Annotated in this window: 28 protein-coding genes; 17 read left to right on the top strand and 11 right to left on the bottom strand. The window is 63.6% G+C overall.

Annotated elements, in window-relative coordinates:
* The first annotated feature begins 109 nt into the window (after nt 1–109).
* The gene (locus tag P6U23_RS23035; RefSeq protein ID WP_407174866.1) at nt 110–1,039 is read left to right on the top strand and encodes a cation diffusion facilitator family transporter; all 930 of its coding nucleotides are present in this window, start codon (nt 110–112) and stop codon (nt 1,037–1,039) included.
* A gap of 661 nt (nt 1,040–1,700) precedes the next feature.
* A complete protein-coding gene (locus P6U23_RS23030; RefSeq protein ID WP_407174865.1) occupies nt 1,701–1,865 on the top strand; it encodes a hypothetical protein in 165 nt (54 codons plus the stop codon).
* Nucleotides 1,866–2,131: 266 nt separating this feature from the next.
* On the opposite strand, the gene P6U23_RS23025 is transcribed toward P6U23_RS23030, so the two are convergent.
* The 3 genes from P6U23_RS23025 to P6U23_RS23015 form a co-directional block, all read right to left on the bottom strand.
* The gene (locus P6U23_RS23025) at nt 2,132–2,353 is read right to left on the bottom strand and encodes a hypothetical protein (protein WP_024512676.1); all 222 of its coding nucleotides are present in this window, start codon (nt 2,351–2,353) and stop codon (nt 2,132–2,134) included.
* 372 nt (nt 2,354–2,725) lie between these two features.
* Nucleotides 2,726–3,544 (bottom strand): chromate resistance protein ChrB domain-containing protein, encoded by an 819-nt coding sequence (locus tag P6U23_RS23020; protein WP_407174864.1) that lies wholly within the window; start codon nt 3,542–3,544, stop codon nt 2,726–2,728.
* Between the two features lie 144 nt (nt 3,545–3,688).
* Nucleotides 3,689–5,116: an O-antigen ligase family protein gene (locus tag P6U23_RS23015; protein ID WP_407174863.1), complete on the bottom strand. Its 1,428-nt coding sequence runs from the start codon at nt 5,114–5,116 to the stop codon at nt 3,689–3,691.
* 66 nt (nt 5,117–5,182) lie between these two features.
* Between P6U23_RS23015 and P6U23_RS23010 the strand changes: the two genes are divergently transcribed.
* Nucleotides 5,183–6,364, top strand: a complete 1,182-nt coding sequence (locus P6U23_RS23010) for a sialate O-acetylesterase (RefSeq protein WP_407174862.1) — start codon at nt 5,183–5,185, stop codon at nt 6,362–6,364.
* A gap of 86 nt (nt 6,365–6,450) precedes the next feature.
* Here P6U23_RS23010 and P6U23_RS23005 read toward each other — a convergent pair whose 3' ends face one another.
* The gene (locus P6U23_RS23005) at nt 6,451–6,642 is read right to left on the bottom strand and encodes a hypothetical protein (RefSeq protein WP_407174861.1); all 192 of its coding nucleotides are present in this window, start codon (nt 6,640–6,642) and stop codon (nt 6,451–6,453) included.
* Nucleotides 6,643–6,701: 59 nt separating this feature from the next.
* Entirely contained in the window at nt 6,702–7,859 is a 1,158-nt protein-coding gene (locus tag P6U23_RS23000; protein ID WP_407174860.1) for an MFS transporter, read from the bottom strand.
* A gap of 132 nt (nt 7,860–7,991) precedes the next feature.
* Here P6U23_RS23000 and P6U23_RS22995 point away from each other — a divergent pair, with 132 nt between their 5' ends.
* A complete protein-coding gene (locus P6U23_RS22995; protein ID WP_407174859.1) occupies nt 7,992–9,251 on the top strand; it encodes an adenylate/guanylate cyclase domain-containing protein in 1,260 nt (419 codons plus the stop codon).
* 7 nt (nt 9,252–9,258) lie between these two features.
* On the opposite strand, the gene P6U23_RS22990 is transcribed toward P6U23_RS22995, so the two are convergent.
* Nucleotides 9,259–10,515, bottom strand: a complete 1,257-nt coding sequence (locus P6U23_RS22990; protein ID WP_407174858.1) for an MFS transporter — start codon at nt 10,513–10,515, stop codon at nt 9,259–9,261.
* Between the two features lie 178 nt (nt 10,516–10,693).
* On the opposite strand from P6U23_RS22990, the gene P6U23_RS22985 reads away from it, so the two are divergent.
* Nucleotides 10,694–12,073, top strand: a complete 1,380-nt coding sequence (locus P6U23_RS22985) for an Nramp family divalent metal transporter (RefSeq protein WP_407174857.1) — start codon at nt 10,694–10,696, stop codon at nt 12,071–12,073.
* 7 nt (nt 12,074–12,080) lie between these two features.
* Here P6U23_RS22985 and P6U23_RS22980 read toward each other — a convergent pair whose 3' ends face one another.
* From P6U23_RS22980 to hemB, 5 genes are all read right to left on the bottom strand, one after another.
* Nucleotides 12,081–12,482 (bottom strand): PIN domain-containing protein, encoded by a 402-nt coding sequence (locus P6U23_RS22980; protein WP_407174856.1) that lies wholly within the window; start codon nt 12,480–12,482, stop codon nt 12,081–12,083.
* A complete protein-coding gene (locus P6U23_RS22975) occupies nt 12,472–12,702 on the bottom strand; it encodes an AbrB/MazE/SpoVT family DNA-binding domain-containing protein (protein ID WP_407174855.1) in 231 nt (76 codons plus the stop codon). Before P6U23_RS22975 ends, P6U23_RS22980 begins: the two co-directional genes overlap by 11 nt.
* Before the next feature lie 69 nt (nt 12,703–12,771).
* A complete protein-coding gene (locus tag P6U23_RS22970) occupies nt 12,772–13,548 on the bottom strand; it encodes an arginyltransferase (RefSeq protein WP_407174854.1) in 777 nt (258 codons plus the stop codon).
* Between the two features lie 71 nt (nt 13,549–13,619).
* Nucleotides 13,620–14,180: an RDD family protein gene (locus P6U23_RS22965; protein ID WP_407174853.1), complete on the bottom strand. Its 561-nt coding sequence runs from the start codon at nt 14,178–14,180 to the stop codon at nt 13,620–13,622.
* 207 nt (nt 14,181–14,387) lie between these two features.
* A complete protein-coding gene (hemB, locus tag P6U23_RS22960) occupies nt 14,388–15,446 on the bottom strand; it encodes a porphobilinogen synthase (protein WP_407174852.1) in 1,059 nt (352 codons plus the stop codon).
* 234 nt (nt 15,447–15,680) lie between these two features.
* Here hemB and P6U23_RS22955 point away from each other — a divergent pair, with 234 nt between their 5' ends.
* From P6U23_RS22955 to thiL, 12 genes are all read left to right on the top strand, one after another.
* Nucleotides 15,681–16,154: a DUF6163 family protein gene (locus P6U23_RS22955; protein ID WP_407174851.1), complete on the top strand. Its 474-nt coding sequence runs from the start codon at nt 15,681–15,683 to the stop codon at nt 16,152–16,154.
* Nucleotides 16,155–16,304: 150 nt separating this feature from the next.
* A complete protein-coding gene (locus P6U23_RS22950) occupies nt 16,305–16,538 on the top strand; it encodes a hypothetical protein (RefSeq protein ID WP_407174850.1) in 234 nt (77 codons plus the stop codon).
* Nucleotides 16,539–16,954: 416 nt separating this feature from the next.
* Nucleotides 16,955–17,470 carry a transcriptional regulator LdtR gene (gene ldtR, locus P6U23_RS22945; RefSeq protein WP_024512663.1) on the top strand — a complete coding sequence of 172 codons (516 nt, stop codon included), beginning with the start codon at nt 16,955–16,957 and terminating at the stop codon, nt 17,468–17,470.
* Between the two features lie 196 nt (nt 17,471–17,666).
* On the top strand, nt 17,667–17,900 hold the full coding sequence (locus P6U23_RS22940) for a hypothetical protein (protein WP_407174849.1): 234 nt from the start codon (nt 17,667–17,669) through the stop codon (nt 17,898–17,900).
* 4 nt (nt 17,901–17,904) lie between these two features.
* Entirely contained in the window at nt 17,905–18,141 is a 237-nt protein-coding gene (locus tag P6U23_RS22935) for a hypothetical protein (protein ID WP_407174848.1), read from the top strand.
* A gap of 984 nt (nt 18,142–19,125) precedes the next feature.
* On the top strand, nt 19,126–20,436 hold the full coding sequence (glyA, locus tag P6U23_RS22930) for a serine hydroxymethyltransferase (protein WP_407174847.1): 1,311 nt from the start codon (nt 19,126–19,128) through the stop codon (nt 20,434–20,436).
* A gap of 12 nt (nt 20,437–20,448) precedes the next feature.
* Complete coding sequence (gene nrdR / locus P6U23_RS22925; protein ID WP_024506749.1) at nt 20,449–20,931, top strand: transcriptional regulator NrdR; 483 nt, start codon at nt 20,449–20,451, stop codon at nt 20,929–20,931.
* Complete coding sequence (ribD, locus tag P6U23_RS22920; RefSeq protein WP_407174846.1) at nt 20,928–22,076, top strand: bifunctional diaminohydroxyphosphoribosylaminopyrimidine deaminase/5-amino-6-(5-phosphoribosylamino)uracil reductase RibD; 1,149 nt, start codon at nt 20,928–20,930, stop codon at nt 22,074–22,076. The genes nrdR and ribD overlap by 4 nt, the downstream gene beginning before the upstream one ends.
* The gene (locus P6U23_RS22915) at nt 22,077–22,685 is read left to right on the top strand and encodes a riboflavin synthase (RefSeq protein WP_407174845.1); all 609 of its coding nucleotides are present in this window, start codon (nt 22,077–22,079) and stop codon (nt 22,683–22,685) included.
* Nucleotides 22,686–22,760: 75 nt separating this feature from the next.
* A complete protein-coding gene (gene ribH / locus P6U23_RS22910) occupies nt 22,761–23,252 on the top strand; it encodes a 6,7-dimethyl-8-ribityllumazine synthase (RefSeq protein WP_407174844.1) in 492 nt (163 codons plus the stop codon).
* 2 nt (nt 23,253–23,254) lie between these two features.
* Nucleotides 23,255–23,767 carry a transcription antitermination factor NusB gene (gene nusB, locus P6U23_RS22905; protein ID WP_407174843.1) on the top strand — a complete coding sequence of 171 codons (513 nt, stop codon included), beginning with the start codon at nt 23,255–23,257 and terminating at the stop codon, nt 23,765–23,767.
* A gap of 43 nt (nt 23,768–23,810) precedes the next feature.
* Nucleotides 23,811–24,806 (top strand): thiamine-phosphate kinase, encoded by a 996-nt coding sequence (gene thiL, locus P6U23_RS22900; protein WP_407174842.1) that lies wholly within the window; start codon nt 23,811–23,813, stop codon nt 24,804–24,806.
* Nucleotides 24,807–24,951 lie beyond the last annotated feature (145 nt).

Below are 24,951 nucleotides of genomic sequence, written 5' to 3'. Positions count from 1 at the left end.
GTTAGCAATTCCGTCTCATCGGATCAGGATCTGGCTGTAATAGTGTTCAATTCTGCGCGGGCTATAACCCTTGCTGCGATCGCTTCGAGCGGACGAGGGTTATAGCCCGATGCATGTTCACGATCACGTCCACGACCGCTCTCACGGCCATGTGGGCCATAGCCACGCGCCGCAAAGCTTTGGCTTCGCTTTCGCGGTCGGCGTAACCCTCAACTCGGCCTTCGTGATCGCGGAGCTGGTCTTTGGCTATCTCGCCAATTCGCTGGCGCTGATTTCGGATGCCCTGCACAATCTGTCCGATGTCGTCGCGCTGCTCTTGGCGTGGGGCGCCGCCTGGCTCTCGAGCAAGCGGCCCACAGAGCTGCATACCTATGGCTACCGGCGGGCATCGATTCTCGCCGCGCTGATCAACGCAGCCCTGCTGTTGTTCGCGGTCGGCGGCATCGTGGTGGAAGCCATCGACCGGTTTCGTTTCCCCGCGGCCGTTGCCGGTCCGACGGTGATTTGGGTCGCGGCCCTCGGCATTCTCGTCAATGGGGTTACCGCGCTCTTGTTCATGCGCGGCCGCGCCAGCGACCTCAACATTCGCGGCGCCTTTCTGCACATGGCGGCGGACGCCCTCGTATCCTTCGGCGTCGTGGTTGCGGCCCTGGTGATCACGCTGACAGGCTGGCTATGGGTTGATCCCGCCACCAGCCTCGTCGTTGCGGCGGTGGTGCTCGTGAGCGGGTGGGGACTGGCACGGGACAGCGTCAATCTGGCGCTCGACGCTGTGCCGAGGAGCATCGAATATGCCGATGTCAGAGACTATCTCGCCGGACTGGAGGGGGTTGCCGACGTGCACGACCTGCACATCTGGGCCATGAGCACCAACGAGACCGCGCTGACCGCGCACCTCGTCCGCCCCTGCGGCTCCGACGATGCGTTCTTGCATAAGGTCTGCGACGGGCTGTCGCGTCGCTTCAACATTCATCATGCCACCTTGCAGGTCGAAACCAGCCGCGAGGCCTGCCGGCTGGCGTCGGCGGACGCGGTATAAGGCGTGATGAAGCCGAGCCGAGGTGTGCAGCATCCACGATCGCCGAATGGGATGCGGATATCGGTGCAGCCGCAGGGAAGGGTCCGCAAGCAAACCTAGCGCATGTGCTTGGTACTCAACTTGCGTAAGTAATAGCCTTGCCTTTGGACAGCTCGACTAATCTCCTCGCTGACGCTGACGACTCTCTTTTTCTTGCGCCATCTGCTTGCCGCGTCGCTGCGCGGTATTGGGAAACCCTTGCGCACAACGAGCAGATCACGCCTGTGATTTAGATAGACATCGAACATCGTTACGGCCCCCCAGCCGGAATGCAGCATAACCTTACGAGCTGCGGGAGAGGCGTCACCCATCTACAACAGGCGGAGGTTTTTTTTGCCGCTCTGGCCTGCGGCAGTGCGGCATCATGCTCGAAGCGCAACTCCGGATCCGAGCTGGGGACGATACTCCTGGAGCATGATCCGGAAAAGTGGAAGCCGGTTTTCCGAGAAGATCATGCTCAAACAAAGAGATGAGATCATGATCCGATTCCGTAATCGGATCATGATCTCAGTTTGCGAGCCTTAAGCCGCCCATTGTGGATCCGACTGTGGATTCTGGGGACTAGGCTCAGTTTTGCCTCAGACGGCAGCGATGAGTGTAACCCGCGCGCATGGGGGCAACGATGTCAATCAACGACTTGATCAACCATCTCATTGACGAATGCAGCGGCGACGTTCACGGCGCGTTGAAGGCGCTGCTATTGCTCAACGAGCGCCTCGAAGCCGAGCTGCAATATCTTTACGATCTGACGAACCTTCCTCCACCGGACTGGGGGACGGTGCACTAGATGATCGTCTCTCGCCGTACCTCGATTGCCCCGGCACGATTGGAGCGCGCGATCCGGAGCACGCCGTCGCGTGGCTCGTCTGGCGAGAGGACGCGACCTGCTCAGGCCAATTCGTGTGTTCTCGCGTGTTCGCGCGGTCGCCTCGGCCGCATCAATCCGCCCAAATGAATAAGCCCCCGAACCTCTCTTCCGGGGGCTTATTCAGAACGCATGAAGCTGGGTACATCCGCCATACTTCATACGCCCAAGTTCTGTGATTGCGTCGATTATTGGCCCATGGCCATGGGCAGCTCCTCTTCTTCTTCCTTCGCCAGGACCCGAAGCATCTCGACTCCGATCTCGCCTTCGTGAGGTGATCTTATGAAGATGATCTCCTCGTGACTTCGTTGGAGCGCGTCGATGATCGCGAGCGCCTCCTTTGCTGTGGTCGCATCGGTGGCCGACGCATCGCCGTTGTCCATCGCGCTGAAAACAACAGTGTATGGCATCTTGGTACCCCTGTATTTCCGATCATCATTCCAGTGGGTTACGGCAGCAATGCGACCAACGCTGGGTACTTACGCGACCAATTCGCGGGGAACCTGCGGAATAGGGTTTGACCGCTACGTCGCACAGCAGCACCGTTTGCCGAGCAAGGTCGTCAGGCTTGCTTACATCTCTCCGGCCGGAGCCTGAGGTCTTTGGCGAACATTAGCACCGGTACGAGCGGTGGCTGGACAATAGTCCGCGATTGATCGCCATCGAAGGTAACGGCCGCATGACGCGATTTTTGATCACGGCCGTGACGCGTGCGAGCGATGGTTCGAGGCCGACGCCGTGATCGGCGTCAGCCTCTCTGTCGTACTCCAGGTCCACGCCCGCTACGGCTTCACCTTGTTGGTGGGCCAATTATGCGTCTCGTCGGTCGCATCGCGGCACCAGCGATAGAACGCATCGTAAAGCACGATCCCAGCCTCAAGCTGCTTGAGATCGTCGTCATACATGCGCGACAGGCCGAGCGAGGCCGCGAGCAGGCCGGGCGCTTCGGGACAGAGATCGAGTCTTGCGGTGTCCGCGCCGCGCACCATGGTCGCAAGGCGCAGAAGGGGCGGGCTGGCGAGGCCGAATTCCTCGACCATGACATCGAAGGTGCAGCGCTCGCCGCGATGGCTCCAGAACACGTTTTCGATGTCGAACGGTGCGGCATCGTAACGCTCGCCGACGCCGACGACCTCAGCGGGCGCGACGAACAGGAACACCGCCCGCGGATCGACGAACCTGCGGATCAGCCAGGGGCAGGCGATGCGGTCGATCTTCGGCCGCGCGCGCGTGACCCAGACGGTGCGTCCTTCTGCGTCGCGTGGCGGTAATTTTGCCAGCGGCACGAGGGGAAGCTTCGCGGCTTTCCAGCCCTGAAAGCCGCCGTCGAGTGTTTCGGCGCGCACCTCCAGGTGTCTCAGCCAGGCGGCCGTGCCCTGCGCGAGCGTCTCGCCCCGCAGGCACGTGACGATCACGGAACGACCGGCAAACTCTCTACCCCAGTCGCGAACGGCTTCCGCCTTGCGCCGAAGCGCGCCGGGGATCAGCCGCGGGTCGGCGGCGAAATCCTCCTCGGTGCGGACATCGATCACGGCAGGACTGTTCGGCGTGCCGATCAGCCGTGCCAATTTTTCCGGAGATATCGTGGTGTAAGCGGACATGGATGGCGTCCTCGCAAAAGATGACGGGACGCGATACTTGGGCATGTCGCCTCGTGGGGAGATCGCGGTGTCCCCATAGACCCATTACACCGAGGCCGACGTCGGCTGTCAATCCGTTGCTTGTCGATGGCCTGGGATGCCTGATCAGACGCTGGTCTGGTTGTCCGGCGCCGGTAGCGCGCTCGTCTCCGCCGCGCCGGCGGTCTGATCGATCGGACAGGCCATCGCGACGCACATCCAGAACAGCGCGGACACCTCGCCCGACGAGACGCTGGTCAGCGGCATCTGGACCAGCAGCGCCCCAACGGCCAGCGCGCCGAGAACGACGCCCTCGCGCATCGGCATCCGCCAGGCCGCCGACGCTGCCCAAAGGCCAGTCCAGATGTAGGCCGCCAGGCACACCAGTCCGACCGGAATGCCCATGGTCACCCAGCTCGCGATGATTTGCCCATCGATCGGCATGGCGCCGGCGACGCCGACGTCCGTGATGGTGAACCCTCTGCCTGTGACTGTGCTGTCCGGCGCGTTCCACAATGTCACGAACTCATCCAGCCGCTCGGTGCCGCTGCTGTCATTCGCAACGCTGCCGAGCGATTCAAATCGCGATGTGATGACGTCGCTGAATGGCGCAAACGCGGTCGCGGCAATCACGGCGCAGGCAATGCCGATGGTTGTCGCCAGTGCTCGTTTCCGGGTCTGCTGGAAAAGCATGCAAAACAGCACGCATACCGCCAGCGCGATCCAGCTTGTGCGGTACAGCGATAGCAAGAGGCCAATCGCCGCCGGCACGCTCGCCGCCAGCGCTTGCCAGCCTGGCCGCAGGAAGCCGACCAGCAGCAGCCCGGTCGCGGTAAAGGTCGCGTAGCTCGCCGGCGCGTTCATGGTGCTGAAGACACGGACCATGTAAGGCAGTGGATAGCCGACCGAGGTGATGCTCGCATTCACCATCCAGAACTGATCCCAGCTCTGCGGATCGACATATTGCCAAATGCCGTAAAGTCCGGTGAGCGGCAGAACCACCAGGAACATGCGCGCCATCGCGTGCGCGAGCGCGAAACGGGAGTCGGCCTGCTGCTGCAGGGCCATCGCGTAGAGCACGGGTGCGGCCCATTTCATCCCGCCATTGGCGGCATTGAACCAGTCATTCTGAAAGATCGACAACGCAGCGCCATAGACGACGCAGGCCAGAATGATGACAGGCAGTACCAGCCAGGGATTGCTCGGCCGGTCCTTGCTCGCCAGCAGGGACCAGAAGCTTGGGAAGGGCGCCACAATGAACAGCAGTGGGCCGCTGAGCATGATGCTTGAGGGGTCGAAGCCCGCGACCACATCGACCAGGCGGCGCACGAAAGGCGCGAAAGCAAACAGCAGGATGGCCGACTGAACGTGCGCCTCGGCGCTCTTGCGCCAGGCAAACCACCCTGCAACGGCGCATCCGAGCACAAAGATCGGCCTGACGAGGCCACCCAGCACCGGGGCGGCCGCTGCGGTGCCCGCCAGCAGAAGTGCGGTCGGCCACCAGCCCGCGGCAAGGAACGCGAAAACCTCCGATTTGATTCGGTTCTGATTCATAAACGCGGACTATAACCCACTCCCGATGCAACGAGATCGCCGCGCCCGGCGCTTCCAGAGCCCAACATGATGCCATTCCTCTCGTCCGTGGCCGTAGCGATCGCCCTGTGCCTGGCGCTGATCGTTCCGAGTGCCGCCGCCCAGGTGCTGCCCGAGCGCGACGCATGCCAGCCGACCACGTCGGCCAAATCGCGTGACGGCAATTGCGTCCCTTGCGCTACCGGGCCAATCTCGACCCGGCCGAGCTTTCTGGCGCTGGTCGAACGCGTCCGCGCGCGCCGCGCCAGCTTCGATGATATCGATCGCCGGATCGATGATGCCAGCGGCGACCCCGAGGTGACGCGCTTGCTCCAGGGGCGCAATCTCGCGCGTGCGTTATATGGCTCGGATGCGGATTTCATCGCGGGCGGCAACGCTTCGCGCTGCCTGCTGCAGGACAACGAGGCCGTGCGGGCGAAGGCCACCCCGATTCCATGCGACCAGATTCCGCGGGAGGGTCTGGCGGTCTTGCTGACCGCGGGGCAATCGAATTTCTCGAACACGGGAGCGCCGGACCAAGGCAGGCTCTACCGGCCGCACAATGTCTTCTACAATTTCGATCGCTTCGACGGACAATGCTACATCGCGCGCAATCCGCTGCTGGGAACAGCCGGCGAGGGCGAGAACGTCGCGGCCCAGCTTGGCGATGAGTTGATGGATCGCGGGCTCGTGAAAAACCTGGTGATCGCACCGGTGGCGATCAGCGGGACCTATCTGGAAGAGTGGCGCGCGCGCGGCGGCAAGTATTTCGAGGTGCTGTTGGCAACCATCGCGGCGCTGCGGGACGCGAAGCTCGAGCCAAGTGCCGTCCTCTGGCACCAGGGCGAGTTCAATGCCTTCGCCTTCTCCACGAACGGCGCAGAGGATGGCACGATCCTGCACGTCACCACGCAGATGAAAGAGGCCGGCCGGCTGTCATATCTGCGCAACTACCTGGAGATCATCGCGGGCCTGCGCGCCGCTGATGTGACGGGGCCCGTTTTCGTCGCGACGGCGACGCTGTGCGGCAGCGTTCCCGACGAGATTATCCGCTCGGCGCAAGGCGCGGTGCCCAATCCAGCGCTCGGCGCGTATGCCGGTCCTGATACCGACAAGATCGGCCTCGCTTTGCGATATGATGGCTGCCACATGCGCCATGCCGGCACGGATATACACGCGCGGATGTGGGCGGATCGTCTCGCGGATTATTGGAGATCGCATTCAAAATAGCTGTGAGCAGCGCGGCGGCTGCAGCACTGGGTTAGCGCGCCGCGGCGGGCGTGATGTCGAACCGCTGATTTAACCGACGCGAGCCGCTATCTGACTGGAGCGGAAACAGGTGGCGCGATGGGCGTGACCGTCTTCCTCGGGTTCAGCGTTCCCGCGTAGAACGAAACCATCCACACCACGATCAGGCCGACCAGGTAAAGCACGTAGACCTGCGGTGGCGTGCTGAGCCAGCGCCATCGTTTTCTGAAGCCGCTCTCCGGATCTGTCTGGTTGTCCATGCCGAGCGTTGTGCGGCAAACGCCCGGCAATGGGAAGAGCAATTTCGCTCTCGAGCCCTTCAGGACGGCTCCGGCCTTTGTCTCAGCAGCATCAGCGCCGCGAGGGCGGCGAGGCTGAGCGCGGATGAGACGATCAGAATGCCGCTTCCCATCACGTCGATCAGAAGACCGAACAACAACGGCGCCGCCGCTTGTGCCATGCGCGATGGCGCTCCGATCAGGCCCAGCCGATAGGCGTAGTTCTGCGGACCGAAAATCGCGAGCGGCAGGGTGCCGCGCGCAATGGTCAGAATGCCGTTGCCGGAACCGTGAAGGAGCGCAAACAGGCCGGGCGTCGCGCCGCCCGTCAGCGCGAGGATCGCCGCGCCGAGCGGGTGCGTGAGGCAGGCGAGGCGCGTCGAGACAATCGGATGATAGCGCTTCAGCACAGCCGCTTCGACAATACGCGCCCCGACCTGCGCAGGCCCGATCAGCGCGCCGGCCGCCACCGCCTGCACCGGTGTTGCGCCCGCCGCTTCCATGATGCGCGGGAAGTGGGCGGCCATCGCGCCGGTCACGGTCCATGCGGCGGCGAAAGCAAAAGCGATCAGCACCATGGTCCGGTCGATCGGGATGTGCGGCTTGACCGAACTTGCGGCGGCGCGCTTCGCGCCGGGGACAGGTGGAAGCATGAAGAAATTGAGCGGAAGCCCGATCACAATGTGCGCGGCCGCCCAGGCAAAGCAGGTCTCGCGCCAGCCGATGTGTTCCAGCCCCAGCGCCGTCAGCGGCCAGCCGATGGTGGAAGCAAAGCCCGCCATCAGCGTGATGCCGGTGATCGGCCCGCGCGCCGCCTCGCCATAGATGCGGCCCAATGCGCCAAAGGCGGCGTCATAGAGCCCGTATCCCATGCCGATGCCGAGCAACAGCCAGGCCGCAACCAGCATGGGAAGCGAGTGGGTGAGGCCAAGCAATGCCAGCCCGCCCGCCAGCGTCAGGTTCGAGATCGTCAGCACCGGGCGGCCGCCGATCAGATCGATCTGGCGGCCGACCCGCGGTCCAAGCAGGGCGGAAATCACCAGCGCTGCCGAAAAGGCGCCAAAGACCCAGTTGGAGGACATGGAGAGATCGCGTGCGATCGGATCGGCCAGGATCGCCGGCAGGTAGTAGCTGGAAGCCCAGGCCAACGTCTGCGTGATGCCGAGTGCCAGGATCAGGGGATAGCGGCGCCCGTTCATGCCGTCGGGCGCCGTCTTGCTTGCCGGTCATGCATCTTATGCAGCATTTGCGACGCCACCAGCGCACTCGTCAAGCGCACCGGCCGCAAGGCCACCTTCCACCCGACATGATTGCGCGGCATAATCGCTTGCATGGAACTTGCCTCCCGTCTGGACCTGATGAACTGGCTCGTCAGCCAGGGCCTCACAGGTCTTCCCGAGACCGACCTGATTCGCGGCTTCTGCGAGCGCTGCAGGGCAGCCGGACTTGCCTTGTCGCGCGGGCTCGCGTTCATCGATACGCTGCATCCGATCTATGAGGGGCGCGGCTTTCGCTGGAACGACCGCGAAAGCAATGAAAGCGACACGTTCCAATACACATCGAGCGCGGAGGGCGATGCGGCCAGAAACTGGCGCCGCTCCGTCTTCCATTACATGCTCGAGAATGGGCACGACGAGTTCATCCTTGATCTCTCCGACTGCGCCGGCCGCGACTTTTCCATGATCGGCGATCTCGCCGAGAAAGGCCACCGGCACTTCCTCGCCTTCGTGCATCGTTTCGGCGATGCCGGCACGCTTGGTCAGATGGACTGCTTTTATTCCTACTGGACGACCCGTCGCCAGGAGGGCTTTACCAAGGGACAGCTTGCCGCGCTGCGCGACCTGGTGCCGGTGCTCGGGCTTGCGATCAAGTCGGCGCAGCACGTCGACATCGCGCGCACGCTGGGGCGCGTCTATCTCGGACGCGATGCATCGGAGCAGGTGCTGCGCGGGCGCATCTCGCGCGGCGTGACCGAGCGCATCAATGCGGTCTTGTGGTTCTCCGACCTGCGGGGCTCGACGGCGATTTCGGAGAGCATCGGGCCGGACGAGATCATCCCGTTCCTCAACGATTATGCGCAGGCCTCGATCGAGGCGATCCATGACGCCGGCGGCGACGTGCTCAAGCTGATTGGAGATGGGGTGCTCGCGATCTTCACCGGCGAGGACATGGCCGTTGCACGGCGGGCGGCGCTGCGGGCCGAGCATCGCTTTCGGCTCAACATGAGCGCGGTGAATGGTGAGCGTTCCGCCGCCGGGAAGCCGGTCACGTCCGCCTATGTCGGTCTGCATGTCGGCGAAGTCTTTTACGGCAATATCGGTAGCGAGGACCGGCTCGACTTCACGGTGGTGGGGCCTGCCGTCAATGAGGTCAGCCGCATCGCGTCGATGTGCAATTCGGTGGATCGCCAACTGCTGGCGTCATCGGAGTTTCGCAGCGGCCTCGATGCAACGGGCCGCCGCTATCTGGTTTCGACGGGCCGCTACGCGCTGCGCGGGATCGGACGCGCGCAGGATCTCTACACGCTCGATCCCGACATGGCCGGCAACGAGGCCATGACGGGCGGTTACGAGCGCTATTTGAAGAGCTAGTTTTTCTTCAGCAGGCGGACGCGGCTTGCCCGTCCCCGACCATCTCCGGCTGGCGCGCGAGGCTCACCGCGGGCGACAGCAGGATCACCACGGCCTGCGCGCCGAAGATGGCGAAGGCAAGATATAGGCAGGCTTCGGCGCCGTAGAGCCCGCCGACGATGGCGCCGATCGCCGAGCCCAGCGGACGCGCGCCGTAGCTCAGGATGTTGATCGCCGAGACGCGGCCGAGCAGTCGCGGCGGTGTCACCGATTGCCGCAAGGTCGTGGTCGAGATCACCCACAGGATCGGGCCGACGCCGAGGAGGAAAAAACTCAAGCCCGCGAGCAGCGGCGTCGACGCGACGGTCGTCAGCGCCATGATCCCGGCCGCTGCGAAACCGCACACCGGCCCAAGCCCAATGACGGTACCGAAGGGCAGGCGCTTCATCACCCGCGTCGCCGCGAGCGCGCCGACCACCATGCCGATGCCGTACATCGCGAGAGTGGTGCCGACGCCGGTCGCCGATAGCGCGAGATGGCGCACCGCGTAGGGCACGAACACGGCGGATATGACGAACCAGCCGGTGTTGAAGATGAACTGCGTGATGAAGACCGGCCGCAGCAGCGCATGATGCATGACGAAACTTGCACCCTCGCGGATCTCCTGCAGCGGATGACGCCGCGCCGCTGGCTGCCGCGCCGGCTCGTAGATCCCCGCAAGCAGCACCACGGCGATCGCGGACAGCGCCGCGGCAAATCCGAACGCCGGGCCGGCGCCGACCCAGCCGACCAGCACGCCGCCGAGCGCGGGTCCGCTGGCGAAGGCCACGGTGCGCGCAAGCTCGATCCGCGCATTTGCCGCCGGCAACAGTTGCGGCGCGACCAGGGACGGCACCAGCGCCGGCGCCGCGACGCTGTAGGCGACCGTGCCGCACACCGCGACGAAGCCGAGCAGCGCAAGCCACGATAGTTTCAGCCAGCCGGACCAGATCAAGAGCAGGATGGCGGCCAGTGCCGCCGCGCGTAGCGCCTCCGCACCCGCCATCAACACGCGCCGCGAGATGCGGTCGGTGAGGAGGCCTGCGGGGATCGCGAACAGCACGAACGGGGCGGTCAGGGCCGTTTGCAATAGCCCGGTTGCTCCTTCCGCGACGCCGAGCGACAGCACGGCGACGATGGGAGCGGCCGCAAGCGCAATCTGCTCGGCCGACTGCGCGGCGAGGTTGGACCAGGCCAGGCGGTTGAAGGTTGCGGGAAGGTGAAGGTCGTCTTTGATCTCGGACATAGCGCGGTTCCCGGATTGCTGATTGACTGCATTATGCGGAGCGAGAGCCGCCAAACCCACCCGCTTACCGATAGGAGCGAGGAAACTGGGCGGGCGTAAGCCACTGGAACACCAGGATGTGTCTAGATGCTTTTGCAAATGAGTTGCAATAAAAACGGAATTCGGTCATCCTGTGCCCATGGACGCTAGGCCCGGCGGTTTTGTCTCTGAATCCGAGGTGGACGTCCGGGACACGTCGTCGGCCCCGGGATGGCGCGGCGCGCGCGGCGAACCTTCGCTCTCGGACATGTTCGCGTCGGTGCGGACCGCGCGGGAAGGGTCGTTCTGGCGCAAGCTGCTCGCCTTTCTCGGTCCCGGCTATCTCGTCGCCGTTGGCTATATGGACCCCGGCAATTGGGCCACCTCGCTCGCCGGCGGCTCGAAATTCGGCTATTCGCTGCTGACCGTCGCACTGCTGTCCAATGTCATGGCGATCGTGCTGCAGTCGCTGTGCACGCGGCTCGGCGTCGGCGCCGGGCGTGACCTGGCGCAGGCGTGCCGCGATTCCTGTCCGCGCTGGGTGGCCTGGCCGTTGTGGCTGTCGGCTGAGGTCGCGATCACCGCGACTGATCTTGCCGAAGTGATCGGCACCGCGATCGGCCTCAACCTGCTGTTCGAGATTCCGCTCGCCATCGGCGTCGTGATCACCGCGCTCGACGTCTTTCTCATCCTGGCGCTGCAAGCCTTTGGCTTTCGCTGGATCGAGGCCTTCGTGGTGACGATGCTAGGCGTGATCGCCGCCTGCTTTGCCGTGCAGATCGCGCTTGCCGATCCCGATTGGGGTGCGGTGATCCGCGGCTTCCTGCCGAGTAGCGATCTTCTCGCCAATCACGACATGCTCTATCTCGGGCTCGGCATTCTCGGCGCCACCGTGATGCCGCATAATCTCTATCTGCATTCGGGCCTGGTGCAGACGCGCGGCTACGGCCGGACGCCCGCCGAGAAGCACGAAGCCATCACGCTTGCGACCATCGATTCCACCATCGCGCTCTGCTTTGCCTTCGTCATCAACGCCTCCATCCTGATCCTGGCGGCGGCGACGTTCCATCGCTCGGGCCAGACCGAGGTGGCCGAACTGGACCAGGCGCATTCCTTTCTGGCGCCGTTGCTCGGCTCGACGTTGGCGCCGACGCTGTTTGCCGTCGCGCTGCTCTGCTGCGGGCTGAACTCGACCATCACCGCGACCCTGTCGGGCCAGATCGTGATGGAAGGCTTTTTGAATTTCCGCATCACGCCTTGGCTGCGCCGGCTGCTGACGCGGATGATCGCCATCCTGCCCGCGGTGATCGTCACCGTGCTGGCCGGCGAGAAGGCGACAGGCAAGCTCCTGATCCTGAGCCAGGTCGTGCTCAGCCTGCAATTGCCGTTCGCGGTGGTGCCGCTGGTGATGTTCACCGCGAGCAGCGCGAAGATGGGGCCGTTCGTGGCGCCGCGCTGGCTGACGGTGCTCGCGACCGTGATCGCGGCGCTGATCATCGCGCTGAATGCGAAGCTGGTGTTCGATTACGTGAGCGGGTGAGCCGCGTTCAGTTCCGAAACGGATTGATGATCCGGAGACCTTGATCCAAGGTCATGCCGTGCTGCATATCCTCTGACCACAACCTCTTGCTGCCGGCTTGAAGTGCAGAAGCTGCGATCATCGCGTCATAGGTGGAAAAACCGTACCGCTCGGCGAGGTGCAGCCCCGTTTCATGCGTCTCTAACGTGAGAGGATGGACGTCCAGCACGCTGCGCAGCGTGCTCAGAAATGAATGGGTCTCTGCCCATGACATCCGCATCTTCCGCCGTGATACATTGGCGACTTCGTTGAGGACTTGTACGCTGATTGCTCCGCCCTTCGCGACCACAGCCTCGGCTCGATCGGCTTTCTCCGTGTCCCCGGAGACAATGTAAACGAGCACGCTCGTGTCGAAGAAATCAGCGGGCATTCGCCTCTTCCCTGTCGAATTTGAAATCGGCAGGCAAACGACCGCGGAACGCACGGAGGCGCTTCAAGAGTTCATCACGTCCGGGCTTACGGGCAATATCGAATTGCCGCGTGCCGGCGACGTGAATTTCGATCTCATCGCCTTCCTTGAGCGCAAGCGCCTCAACGACGGCCGCAGGAAGACGGACGGCCAGACTATTTCCCCATTTGGCGACCTGCATGACAATCCTCCATAGATATACATCGAAAATATGTATATCCTCGGCTTGCCCGTCAAGATAGTGGGAGAGCTAATCCTGCGGCTCGCTGGCCACATCGCCTGACGCGTCGACCCGCAGCCAGCCCGAAGGCGCGAGCCGCTGCTGCGGTAGGAAGCGGGCCTTGTAGTCCATCTTCTTGGAGCCCTCGATCCAGTAGCCAAGATAGACGTAAGGCAGGCCTTGCCGCCGTGCCCGCGCGATATGGTCGAGGATCATGAAAGTGCCGAGCGAGCGCTCGTGCAGTGAGGGCTCGAAGAAGGAATACACCATCGACAGCCCGTCGCTCAGCACATCGGTGAGCGCCACCGCGATCAACTCGTCGCCGCGCCCAGTGATTCCACTGTCGACGCCACGACGGCGGTATTCGATGATGCGGGTCTCGACATGGCTGTCCTCCACCATCATCGCGTAGTCGAGCACGGTCATGTCGGCCATGCCGCCGTGGCGATGCCGCTGGTCGAGATAGGCGCGGAAAATCGAATATTGCTCAGAGGTCGGCACGGCGCTGCGCTGCTCGCCGATGACATCGGAGTTGCGCGCCAGGACCTTGCGGAAGCTGCGCGAGGGACGGAATTCGTTGGCGATGACACGCACGGAGACGCAGGCGCGGCATTGGTCGCAGGCCGGACGATAAGCGATCGACTGGCTGCGGCGGAAGCCGCCATGAGTGAGCAGGTCGTTGAGGTCGGCCGCCTTGTCGCCCACCAGATGCGTGAACACCTTGCGCTCGTGCCGACCTGGCAGATAAGGGCAGGGCGAGGGCGCCGTCAGGTAGAATTGCGGGGTGTCACGCGAGTGCTGGGTCACGGGGCGTCAGGTCTTTAGGACTCGAACAGCATCGCGCTGCCGGGGCCGATGGTCAATTGTCTTGTGGGAGTTCAATAGCTACGCGCCGTTTGTCCGATCGGGGAGCGGACCGAATTGTTGATGATAACGGTTCCCAGCACGAAATCGTGCAACAGCCGCCGGCGGGCGTTGAGCAGCCCGAGCAACAGAACAAGCGGCGAGAGGAACGAGATCGAAATCCAGAATAGCACCGCATGCATGGCGCCGAGCAGGAAATACCCGGATGCGCCGTACCAGGTGCGCAACTCCAGGTCCATCACCCGCATCCCGATGGTAGCCGAATGCGGACCACCGAGCGTGGCGCCGTAATAGACGAGCGCCCAGATCACTGAGGCCGGCGAGACCAGCCAAAACAGCGCCCAGCCCAGCCCGAGCGTGATCAATCCGAACAAGGCGATGAACACCACGGCAAGCACCACGGGGATCGCAAGCACGATCACGTCGATGAGGAAGGCAAACACCCGGCGCGTCAGCACGCCGCGAAACAGTTCCGGCTCCAAATAGGGATCGAACGCATGGGGGCGAACATCCGGTGGGCCACCATCGTGCCAGCCGCCACCGCCACCCGCATTGGTTGAACCGGAATATGACATGGTCAGTCCCTCCGACTGCGCTTTCCACGCAACCACATGGGAACCGGCCGATCACTTGCAAGGCCCGACTCCGATGGCGGAATCGGAATATTCGCACCAATTGTGGCGCCCGTCAGAGCATGACCTGGAAAAGTGGCAGCCGGTTTTCCGAAAAGATTATGCGCAATCAAGAAGCTGAAGCGCGATGCGCGCTTTGGCTGTGAACTTTCAGACGTGTCTTTGCACCCGTTCGGCTGCTTGCGGTGCAAAATAGGTCAGGATGCCGTCGGCGCCGGCGCGCTTGAACGCCAAGAGGCTTTCCATCATCGCGCGTTCGCCGTCGATCCAGCCATTGTTCGCGGCCGCAGCGATCATCGCGTATTCGCCTGAGACCTGGTAGGCGAAGGTCGGCATCGCAAAGGTATCTTTGACCCGCCGTAGCACGTCGAGATAGGGCATGCCGGGCTTGACCATCACCATGTCGGCCCCTTCCGCGATGTCGAGCTCGACCTCGCGAAGCGCTTCATCCGAATTGGCGCTGTCCATCTGGTAGGTACGCTTGTCGCCGGTCAGCGTCTTGGCCGAGCCGATCGCATCACGGAACGGTCCGTAGAAGGCCGAGGCGTATTTGGCTGCATAGGCCATGATCTGCACGTCGAGGAATCCAGCCTGGTCCAGCGCCTGCCTGATCGCACCGACGCGACCGTCCATCATGTCGGATGGCGCGATGATGTCGCAGCCGGCTTCGGCCTGCACCAGGGCCTGGCGCACCAGCACGGCCACCGTCTCGTCGTTGAGGATCCTGCCATCCTCGATCAGGCCGTCATGGCCGTGACTGGTGAAGGGATCCAGCGCGACGTCGCAGAGCACGCCGAGATCGGGAAATTCCTTTTTCACCGCGCGCACCGTCTTGCAGACGAGATTGTCGGGGTTGACCGCTTCCGAACCTTGGGAATCGCGCAAGGACGGCTCGGTGTAGGGAAACAGGGCGATGCAGGGGATGTTGAGTTTCATCGCGCGCTCGGCGTCGCGCACCGCCTGGTCGACGGAAAGCCGGTCCACGCCTGGCATCGAGGCGACATTGGCCCGGGCGTTGTGGCCCTCGATGACAAACAGCGGCCAGATCAGATCATCCGTCGTGAGCACGTTCTCTCGCACCAGGCGGCGCGCCCATTCCGCCTTGCGGTTGCGGCGCGGGCGAACCGTCAAATCGAGGGCAGGGGCCGCGGGAGCCTCTCGCCGCGACACTTCGCGGACTTCGATCGGACGGCCGAACTTGATTGCCATGCTCATTTTCTCCCGGCGGACGCCATTGATTTGTTCTAATTCTAGCATCCTGACTTAGCCGCGTCACTTGACCTGCCGCAAGCCTCCAATGCTCGGGGCCGGTATTCACTCGGGATTGATCCGGCATTGATCGTTGATTTTGTCGCGGCAGGCGGTCATGACCTATGCACGAACGTCTTTCCATGAATCCTTGGCCCATGAACACCATCTCCCCCCTCATGAGCGACTGCCGGCATGTCTGACACCTCGGCGCGCGACCCGGCGCGGGACAATGCCAGGGACGGTGCAATATCGATCGCGGCGATTTCGTCGGAGCGGATCCAACCCGACGACAATGTCTGGACCCGCCGCCTGGTGCTGTTTCTGCGCATCATGGCCGTGCTCGCGATACTCAAGGGCCTCTATCACTGGGCACAGGTGACCGGTTTCATCGGCAGCGAGGACGAAGCGTTCGAGAACCAGCCGACCGCCTGGCAGGCCGCGACCGTCTATTTCGCCGTGATCGAACTGGTCGCCGCCGTCGGCCTGTGGCTGGCAACGCCGTGGGGTGCCGTGGTGTGGCTGACCACCGTGGTGTCGATGGCGGTGATCGAGTTGATGTTCCCTGCAATCTATGGCGGCAGCCTCTTGGTCGTTGCCGGGGAGGCCCTGATGCTCGCCGCCTATCTGGCGCTGGCCTGGATGGCCGCGCGCGAGCGGCCGCCATAGCGCAGGAACCAATGCGGGCAAGTCGGCCGCGCCCAAGCCGTGAGTATGCACGCAAGAATGCTCAGGGCGAACTTGCGAATCCGATGCATCCGCCCCCGGGGAACGCTCGCCTGCGGCCGCGAGTTAAAGAGCCTTCTGAGGGGATGCGTGATGGACCGCCTCACAGAACAGGCAATGCTTCGAAAAGTGGACCGGCTGATCGCGGGCGCAGAGATGGCGGTCATGGAGCAAATTGCCGATCTCGATAAGCAATGTGTCGACGGCCATGACACGGTGCTCGCCGAACGCAGCTTGCGGGCGTTTGCTGGCAGCCTCGAAGCGCTGAGGGAGCATCGAAGGCTGATCGTTCAGACCATCCGGCAGATCGATCAAGGCGTGATTTAGGCGTCTTGGCGTAAGCTCCGGATCGGCGCGGTCGCGGGCTTTGTCCGCGACACCTTGTCCAGCAGACGACAAGAAGGGAGTCCGCAGCGCTCATAAAGCTTGTCGCTAATTGCTCCTTAAGACGACCGTCCGCAATTCGCCACAGCCGTTACGCGAACCTTTCCGTCGTCCTGCACCTGTTTTGGAATGCGACAGGCGAGGCGAGACGAAGCGTGAACATTGGGCCTGCACCGTCAATGGAAAGTTGCCAAAAGCCCTTGGTTCATCGGCTTAATCCGCGATTCACTGTGTGAAATTCATTCTCTCTTTATTGTCTTATTTAAGCGGATGTTCAAACCGCCCTCTTAAGTTGCGGCTATCGGACGGGACACAAGTTTCGTCGAATAAGTCGATAAAACGACAACAGGGGAAGTGTCATGATGAAAGCCGTTGCAACGGCGGCGGAAGCCGTTGAGCGCACGGCCGGCCAGCCGGCTGTGCAGCCTCTCTACCTCGAAGCGTTGACGTTGGTGGAGCGGCTGCATCGCCGCCTGCTGGACGTCATCAAGGATGAATTCGATCGTCGCGGCCGCTCCGACATCAATTCGGTGCAGGCGCTGCTGCTCTACAATATCGGCGACAAGGAACTGACCGCGGGCGAACTGCGCACGCGCGGTTATTACCTTGGCTCCAACGTCTCCTACAATCTGAAGAAGCTGGTCGAGCTCGGCTTCCTCGATCATCAACGCTCGCGCGTGGATCGCCGCTCGGTGCGCATTCGCCTGACCCCGCAAGGCCAGGAGATCCGACGCATCGTCGAGGCGCTCTATCAGAAGCACGTTAAGACGGTGGAACAGGTCGGCGGCATCTCGAACGAGGAGTTCGCGACGCTGAACAAGTCGCTGCATCGTCTCGAGCGGTTCTGGACCGACCAGATCCTTTACCGGCTCTGAGGAACTCTCGGCCAAGCCGGCCGTCAAGAAGACCGGCGAGCCATCCCCTTCAGACTTCCCCTTTTCAAGCGCGCTGGATCCCCTTGGGACCCGGCGCGCTCTTTCTTTTCTTCGCGCGCGCAAAAAAACATACCGTCCAGGTGGAACTTGTCCGAGGCCTGCGGCTTATTTCCCTCCCAACGGAGGATCGAGACGCATGCTGGTCGAACGCGGAATGCGCGTGATGAACACGGAGGTAGTCGGCGAGGCCTACACCATCGCCGCGAGCTATCTGCGCCGGAGCGGCGCTATCGCTGACGATTTCGCGACCGACGATCGGCTGCTCGGCATCGTTGTGCAGTTGTTCCACTGCGGAGAAGCCAACAGGCTGAAGCTCGCCAACAAGGCGATCGCCAAATTCGAGTCCGAGCGCGAGGTCGACCTTGCGTAACGACATGGCCGAGGATTCAGCGCAGGCGGCGATCGACCGCATCATGCAAACCTATGATCTCCTGGTGAACAGCTCCGCCGCAGCCAGCGCGGAAGCGCGCGCCAAGGTGACCGAATACGTCAACATGCTGATCGAGGGCGGCGAAACGGATGCACACCGGCTCACGGTGTGCGGGCTGACCTATCTGCGTCAGCTCGACGGCTCGACCGATCCGGTGAAGGCCGGGTATACCGGGCTGTGAGGCGAGGCCTCTTGCGGCTTTGTAGGGTGAGCGACTTGTCCGCCGTAGCTCGAAGAGCGAAGGCGCGAAGCGCGCCCGTCAGCGTCGAGCATCGAATGCATGCCGCACGACCGACGCGCAAATGAAGCGAACCCAAAAGACTCGATTTGCCCGTCGCGTTAATCTGCCGCAGGGCGTCGGCTTGCGCCGTCGGGCAAATCACCGCCATCGTCTCGCGCATCCTGTCCCGGCAAGAGGGGCGTTACGGCCGATCGTCACGAAACGTGGGACAGGGTGCGGTGGCCGTGATGGTGTTGATGGACGAGCGGCACCTATCGCGGACGGCGAAGTCGTGTGGTCCTGGCGCGCCCATGCAGGCGCCAAGTTCGCGGGTGATGCGTGCGCATCACGCGGGCGACGGTGGCAATCAAGCTGGTTCACCGAGGAGAGCGCGGAGTAAGCCGTAAACCATCGCGCAGGGAAGGCCGGTGTGACTCCGCCTTGCCTGTGGTTACTCCCGTGTGCGCTTTCGCGCAATTTTTTGCACACGGGGCCGCGGGTGCGGCGGGCACCTGGCCTTCCCTGCGCCCTCTCATCTCGAAGGGCGATGTCACTGGCAAAGCTCGGGCGGGGTCGCGCAGCGAGAACGCGAAGATGTGTGCGGCGCCGTCATTCCGGGGCGATGCCACCCGGTCCGCGCAAAGCGCGGCCAGACGACAGGCTCCGCATCGAACTATGGTGCGCAATTACGCACCTGAGAATCTCGAGATTCCGGGTTCGCCTCTTCGAGGCGCCTCGGAACGACGCTGGAAGAACCGGGGGAACCCATGGGGCAGGGTGGAAATCCACTCAATTCCCACCACATCTTGCATAAATATCGGGCTCGAACCGCAAGTGCTTGGCCGTCAGCCTATGATATGCTAATCGGGCTGGCCCGCTTCCGCTCCCTCTACCAAGACCGACCGTGACCCGCTAACTGGTTGCGGCGGTGGAGATATTTCGCCGATGACCTCTTCGTCCTCCAGCGCCAAAGCTGCCTCCGCCCCCGATTCTTTCTTCACCGCCACGCTCGCGCAGGCCGATCCCGAGATTGCCGCCGCGATCCAGGGCGAGCTGGGCCGCCAGCGCCATGAGATCGAACTGATCGCGTCGGAAAACATCGTCAGCCGCGCCGTGCTTGAAGCGCAGGGCTCGGTGATGACCAACAAATATGCCGAAGGCTATCCCGGCGCCCGCTACTATGGCGGCTGCGAATGGGTCGACGTCGCCGAGACGTTGGCGATCGAACGAGCCAAGAAGCTGTTCGGCGCGAATTTCGCCAACGTGCAGCCGAACTCCGGCAGCCAGATGAACCAGGCGGTATTCCTGGCGCTGCTGCAGCCGGGCGACACCTTCATGGGTCTCGATCTCGCCGCGGGCGGTCATCTCACCCACGGCTCGCCGGTCAACATGTCCGGCAAGTGGTTCAAGGCATCGCACTACACGGTGCGGCGCGAAGACCATCTCATCGACATGGATGCGGTGGCGAAGCAGGCCGAGCACGTGAAGCCGAAGCTGATCATCGCCGGCGGCTCGGCCTATTCGCGCCCGTGGGACTTCAAGCGCTTCCGCGAGATCGCCGACAGCGTCGGCGCTTATCTGTTGGTCGACATGGCGCATTTCGCCGGTCTCGTGGCCGGCGGCGTGCATGCCTCGCCCGTGCCCTATGCTCATGTCACGACCACGACGACGCACAAGTCGTTGCGCGGTCCGCGCGGCGGCCTGATCCTGTGGAACGACGAGAGCCTGACCAAGAAACTCAATTCGGCGATCTTCCCGGGCCTGCAGGGCGGTCCCCTGATGCATGTGATCGCCGCGAAGGCGGTGGCGTTTGCCGAAGCGTTGCGGCCGGACTTCAAGGTCTATGCCAAGAACGTCGTCGAAAACGCCAAGGCGCTTGCGGAAACGCTGCGCGGCCATGGGCTGGACATCGTCTCCGGCGGCACCGACAACCATCTCATGCTGGTCGACCTTCGGCCAAAGGGGCTGAAGGGCAATGTCTCGGAAAAGGCGCTGGTCCGCGCCGGCATCACCTGCAACAAGAACGGTATTCCGTTCGACCCCGAGACGCCCTTCGTGACCTCCGGTCTGCGCCTGGGCACGCCGGCCACGACCACCCGCGGCTTCGGCGTCGCCGAGTTCAAGCAGGTCGGCGGCATGATCGCGGAAGTGCTCAACGCGATTGCGCAATCGCAGGACGGCAAGGCGCCTCTGGTGGAAAGCGCGATCAAGGCACGCGTGCGGGAGCTGACCGACCGTTTCCCCATCTATCAATAGGGCCCAATCCGGATGCGCTGTCCGAGCTGCAACAGTCTTGATACGCAGGTGAAGGATTCGCGTCCGACCGAGGATTCGTCCGTGATCCGGCGGCGGCGCGTTTGCATCGCCTGCAATTTCCGCTTCACCACCTTCGAGCGCGTGCAGTTGCGTGAGCTCACGGTGATCAAGCGCAACGGCCGCCGCGTGCCGTTCGATCGCGACAAGCTGGTGCGCTCGGTGCAGATCTCCTTGCGCAAGCGCCCCGTGGAGCCGGAGCGGGTGGAGAAGATGGTCTCGGCCATCGTGCGCGAGCTCGAGAGCGCGGGTGAGGCCGAGGTTTCCTCGGAGGCGATCGGCGAGATCGTGATGGAGCATCTGCGCACGCTCGACGACGTCGCCTATGTCCGCTTCGCCTCGGTCTACCGCAATTTCCGGGAGGCCAAGGATTTCGAGACGGTGCTCGGCGAGCTCTCGGGCGAGGACGAGGCGCGGATCGTCCCGATGCGCAAATGATCTTCCGCATCCTGGAGGATCAGCTCGCCCGGAAAGCTCGCGACGCGCAGGAAGCGGACCGCCGCTTCATGCGGCTCGCGCTCACTTTGGGCCGGCGTGGCCTCGGCCGCACCTGGCCGAACCCCGCAGTCGGCGCCGTGGTGGTCAAGGACGGCATCATTGTCGGGCGCGGTTGGACGCAGCCGGGTGGGCGTCCGCATGCCGAGCCAGTGGCACTGCAGCGTGCCGGGAACGCCACGCGCGGCGCGACGCTCTACGTGACGCTGGAGCCCTGTTCGCATTTCGGCAAATCGCCGCCCTGCACCGACGCCGTGATCGCCTCCGGCATCGCGCGAGTCGTGGCGGCAATAGAGGATCCCAATCCCGAAGTCGCGGGGCAGGGTTTTGCAAAACTGCGCGCCGCCGGCATCGCGGTCGATGTCGGGCTCGGGGCGGAGGAAGCCGCTTACGCGCATGCGGGGCATTTTCGCCGCGTCAGGGATCGTCGTCCGCATGTGATCCTGAAGCTTGCGATCTCCGAGGATGGCAAGATCGGCGCATCCGGTCGCAAGCCGGTCGCCATCACCGGCGAGGCGGCGCGCAGGCGCGTGCATCTCTTGCGCGCGCAGAGCGATGCCCTCCTGGTCGGCATCGGCACCGTGCTGGCGGACGATCCGCTGCTGACCTGTCGGTTGCCGGGCATGGAAGCGCTCTCGCCGGTGCGGGTCGTGCTGGATCGGGCGCTGCGCATTCCGGGCGACAGCCGCCTGGTGCATTCCGCGCGCGAGACACCGCTCTGGGTTATGGCGTCGGAATTGGCAGAGGCGCCGTCTGCCGCAAAACTGGGCGCGGCAGGCGCGCAGGTCATCCGCATGCCGCCGACAGTCACGTCCGGGCTCGACGTGCCGGCAGTGCTGCGCACGCTGGCGGAGAAAGGCATCACGCGCCTGATGGTGGAAGGTGGTAGCCGCATCGCCTCGTCCTTCGTGACCGCTGGTCTCGTCGACGAGGCCTGGCTGCTGCGCGCACCCGACGCGATCGGCGAGGGCGGGGTGAACGCGCTGGATGCATTGCCGCTCACCGCAATCACGCAGTCGCCCGCGTTTCGCGTTCGTGCTAGCGAGAGCCTCGGCAAGGATGTTCTCACGGTTTACGAGCGCGCTTAAATGTTCACCGGGATAGTCACCGATATCGGCCAGATCGTTTCGCTGAAGCCGACAGCGCAGGGGCAGTTGCACCGCCTGCGCATCGCCTGCGACTACGATCGCGCGACCATCGCCGACGGCGCCTCGATCGCCTGCAACGGTGTTTGCCTGACGGTGGTCGCCTCCGGTGTCGAGGGCGGCAAGACCTGGTTCGACGTTGACGCCGCCGCGGAAACGCTTCGGTTGACGACGGCAAGGCACTGGGCCGTCGGCACCCGGCTTAATCTGGAGCGCGCGCTCAAAATCGGTGACGAGCTTGGCGGTCACCTCGTCGCAGGTCACGCCGACGGCATCGCCAGCATTCTGAACCGCGAGGACCTGCCCGACATGGCGCGGTTCGAACTCAACACCACACGCGAGCTGGCGCGCTTTATCGCTCCGAAAGGCTCGGTGACGCTGGACGGCGTTTCGCTGACCGTCAACACCGTGCACGACACCGCCTTTTCGGTGCTGATCATTCCGCACACGCTCGATGTCACGACGTTGTCGGACTGGCGCGCCGGCGGCGAGGTCAACATCGAGGTCGACCTGATGGCGCGCTATGCGGCCAGGCTTGCGGAAATGAAATGAGGTGCGGCCTTGGCTTTGCGGGCCGCCGCGCCTAAAAGCAGCACAACTCGCAATTAACTCCGAATTGGCAACCAAATGGCAGATGCGCGACGCGCTCCGTTGAAAGATCAGACCGACATTTCGGGCGCTCGCGCGCTGATTGTCGAAGCACGCTTCTATGACGACATCCAGGATGCGCTGCTCGAGGGCGCCGTCGCCGAGTTGAGGGCGGCCGGCGTTACGCACGACGTGATCACGGTTCCCGGCGCCCTGGAAATTCCGGCGGCGATAGCGATTGCGGTCGATGCGGCCGAAAGCAAGGGAAAACCCTATGACGCCATCATCGCATTGGGCTGCGTGATCAGGGGTGATACCATCCATTTCGAGATCGTCTCCACGGAGTCCTCTCGCGCGTTGATGGATCTTGCCGTGGCGCGGAAACTTCCGCTCGGCAACGGCATTCTCACCGTCAACACGGAGGCACAGGCTTGGGCGCGGGCGCGCGCGAGCGAACTCAACAAGGGCGGCGATGCGGCGCGCGCGGCGCTCGCGATGCTGCGCATCAAACGCCGGTTGGCAAAATCTTGATCATGGCCGAGAGCAAACGAAATCAGGTCAGAGGACCGGAGAAAAAGGGCCCGGACAGAAAGGCTAACCGGCGCGGAGCGGCTCGGCTTGCTGCCGTGCAGGCGCTCTATCAGATGGACATCGGTGGTTCCGGCATCAACGACATCTTCGCCGAGTTCGAGAGCCATTGGCTCGGCGGCGAGGTCGAGGGCGAGCAATATTTGCCGGCGGAAGCCGCGTTCTTCCGCGACATCGTCGCCGGCGTCGTGCGCGATCAGACGCGGCTCGATCCCTTGATTGATGAGGCGCTGTCGAAAGGCTGGCCGCTGAAGCGGATCGATGCCATCTTGCGCGCGGTCCTGCGCGCCGGCGCCTATGAGCTCGAGCATCGCAGGGACGTACCCGCCAAGGTCGTGGTATCCGAATATGTCGATGTCGCGCACGCGTTTGTCGACAGGGAAGAGACCGGCATGGTGAATGCGGTGCTGGAGCAGATCGCGCGGCAGTTTCGCGCGGAGGAATTTGCGCGCGGATAGTGCCCGCTCACCGCGAGGAGCGTAAGCGACGAGCCTTGAACGCATGACGAGCAGCTCAGGATCCGGCGAAGATTCTCTCATCGCGCGATATTTCAAGCCGCTGGCGACCGATCCCGGCGCGTTCGGTCTCGTCGATGATGCGGCGATCCTGAAAACATCGGGCGAGGATGTCGTCGTGAAGACCGACGCCATTGTCGAGGGCGTGCACTTCCTGCCCGACGATCCGCCCGAGACCGTTGCGCGCAAGGCGCTGCGGGTCAACCTGTCCGATCTCGCTGCCAAGGGCGCCGACCCCGCCGGCTTCGTGCTGACGCTGGCGTTGCGCCGTGCCGAGGACGCCTGGCTCGCGCCTTTCGCCCGTGCATTGGGTGAGGATGCCGCCCAGTTCCGCTGTCCCCTGCTTGGCGGTGATACGGTTTCGACGCTGGGGCCGACGATGATCTCGATTGCGGCGCTTGGCCGTGTACCGGCCGGCAAAATGGTCCCTCGCAGCGGAGCCAAGCCCGGCGATCGTGTGATGGTCAGCGGCACGATCGGCGATGCCTCGCTGGGGCTCGACATCCTGAAGGGGGGCGCCGCCGCCGCGGCGCTTACCGGAGATGCTGCAGCCAGAGAGATGCTCATCGCGCGTTACCGTATTCCCCAACCCCGCAACGCGCTGGCGATCGCACTGCGCGAACATGCCAGCGCCGCGATGGACGTCTCTGATGGTCTTGCCGGAGATTTCTCCAAGCTCTGCGCGGCCTCAGGTGTATCGGCAAGGATCGACCTGCCCAGCGTTCCGCTCTCTGCCGCGGCCGCAGGACTCCTCGATCGCGGCGTCGCTTCGATGGCCGCGTTGATTTCCGCCGGCGATGATTACGAGATCGTGTGCACCGTGCCGGAAGCGCGCTGCGCGGACTTTGCCGAAGCGGCGCGGCAGGCTGGTGTTGCGGTGACATCCATCGGGACGATCCTCGCCGGGAGCGAGGCTCCGCGGTTTCTCGATGGGCAGGGCCGGGAGCTGGCATTAAAAGTCCTGTCCTACAGCCATTTCTGAGAGTTCCTCGCGATAGCGCGGCTTTTGGCGTGGGAAGCGCTCCAAAAAGGACCTTTTTCTCCCTTCCCGGCGTTGCGCGCTGGGGACAACTTTGGCAAGGTCCTCGCCGATTTGCGGCCGCCCTTGGGCAGGGCGGACCAGCGAC

Origin of the sequence: Bradyrhizobium sp. STM 3562, assembly GCF_045571435.1 — a bacterium.
Taxonomy (GTDB): Bacteria; Pseudomonadota; Alphaproteobacteria; order Rhizobiales; family Xanthobacteraceae; genus Bradyrhizobium.
Note: the sequence above shows the minus strand (reverse complement) of the source record. Positions and strands in the feature narration are given on the sequence as shown.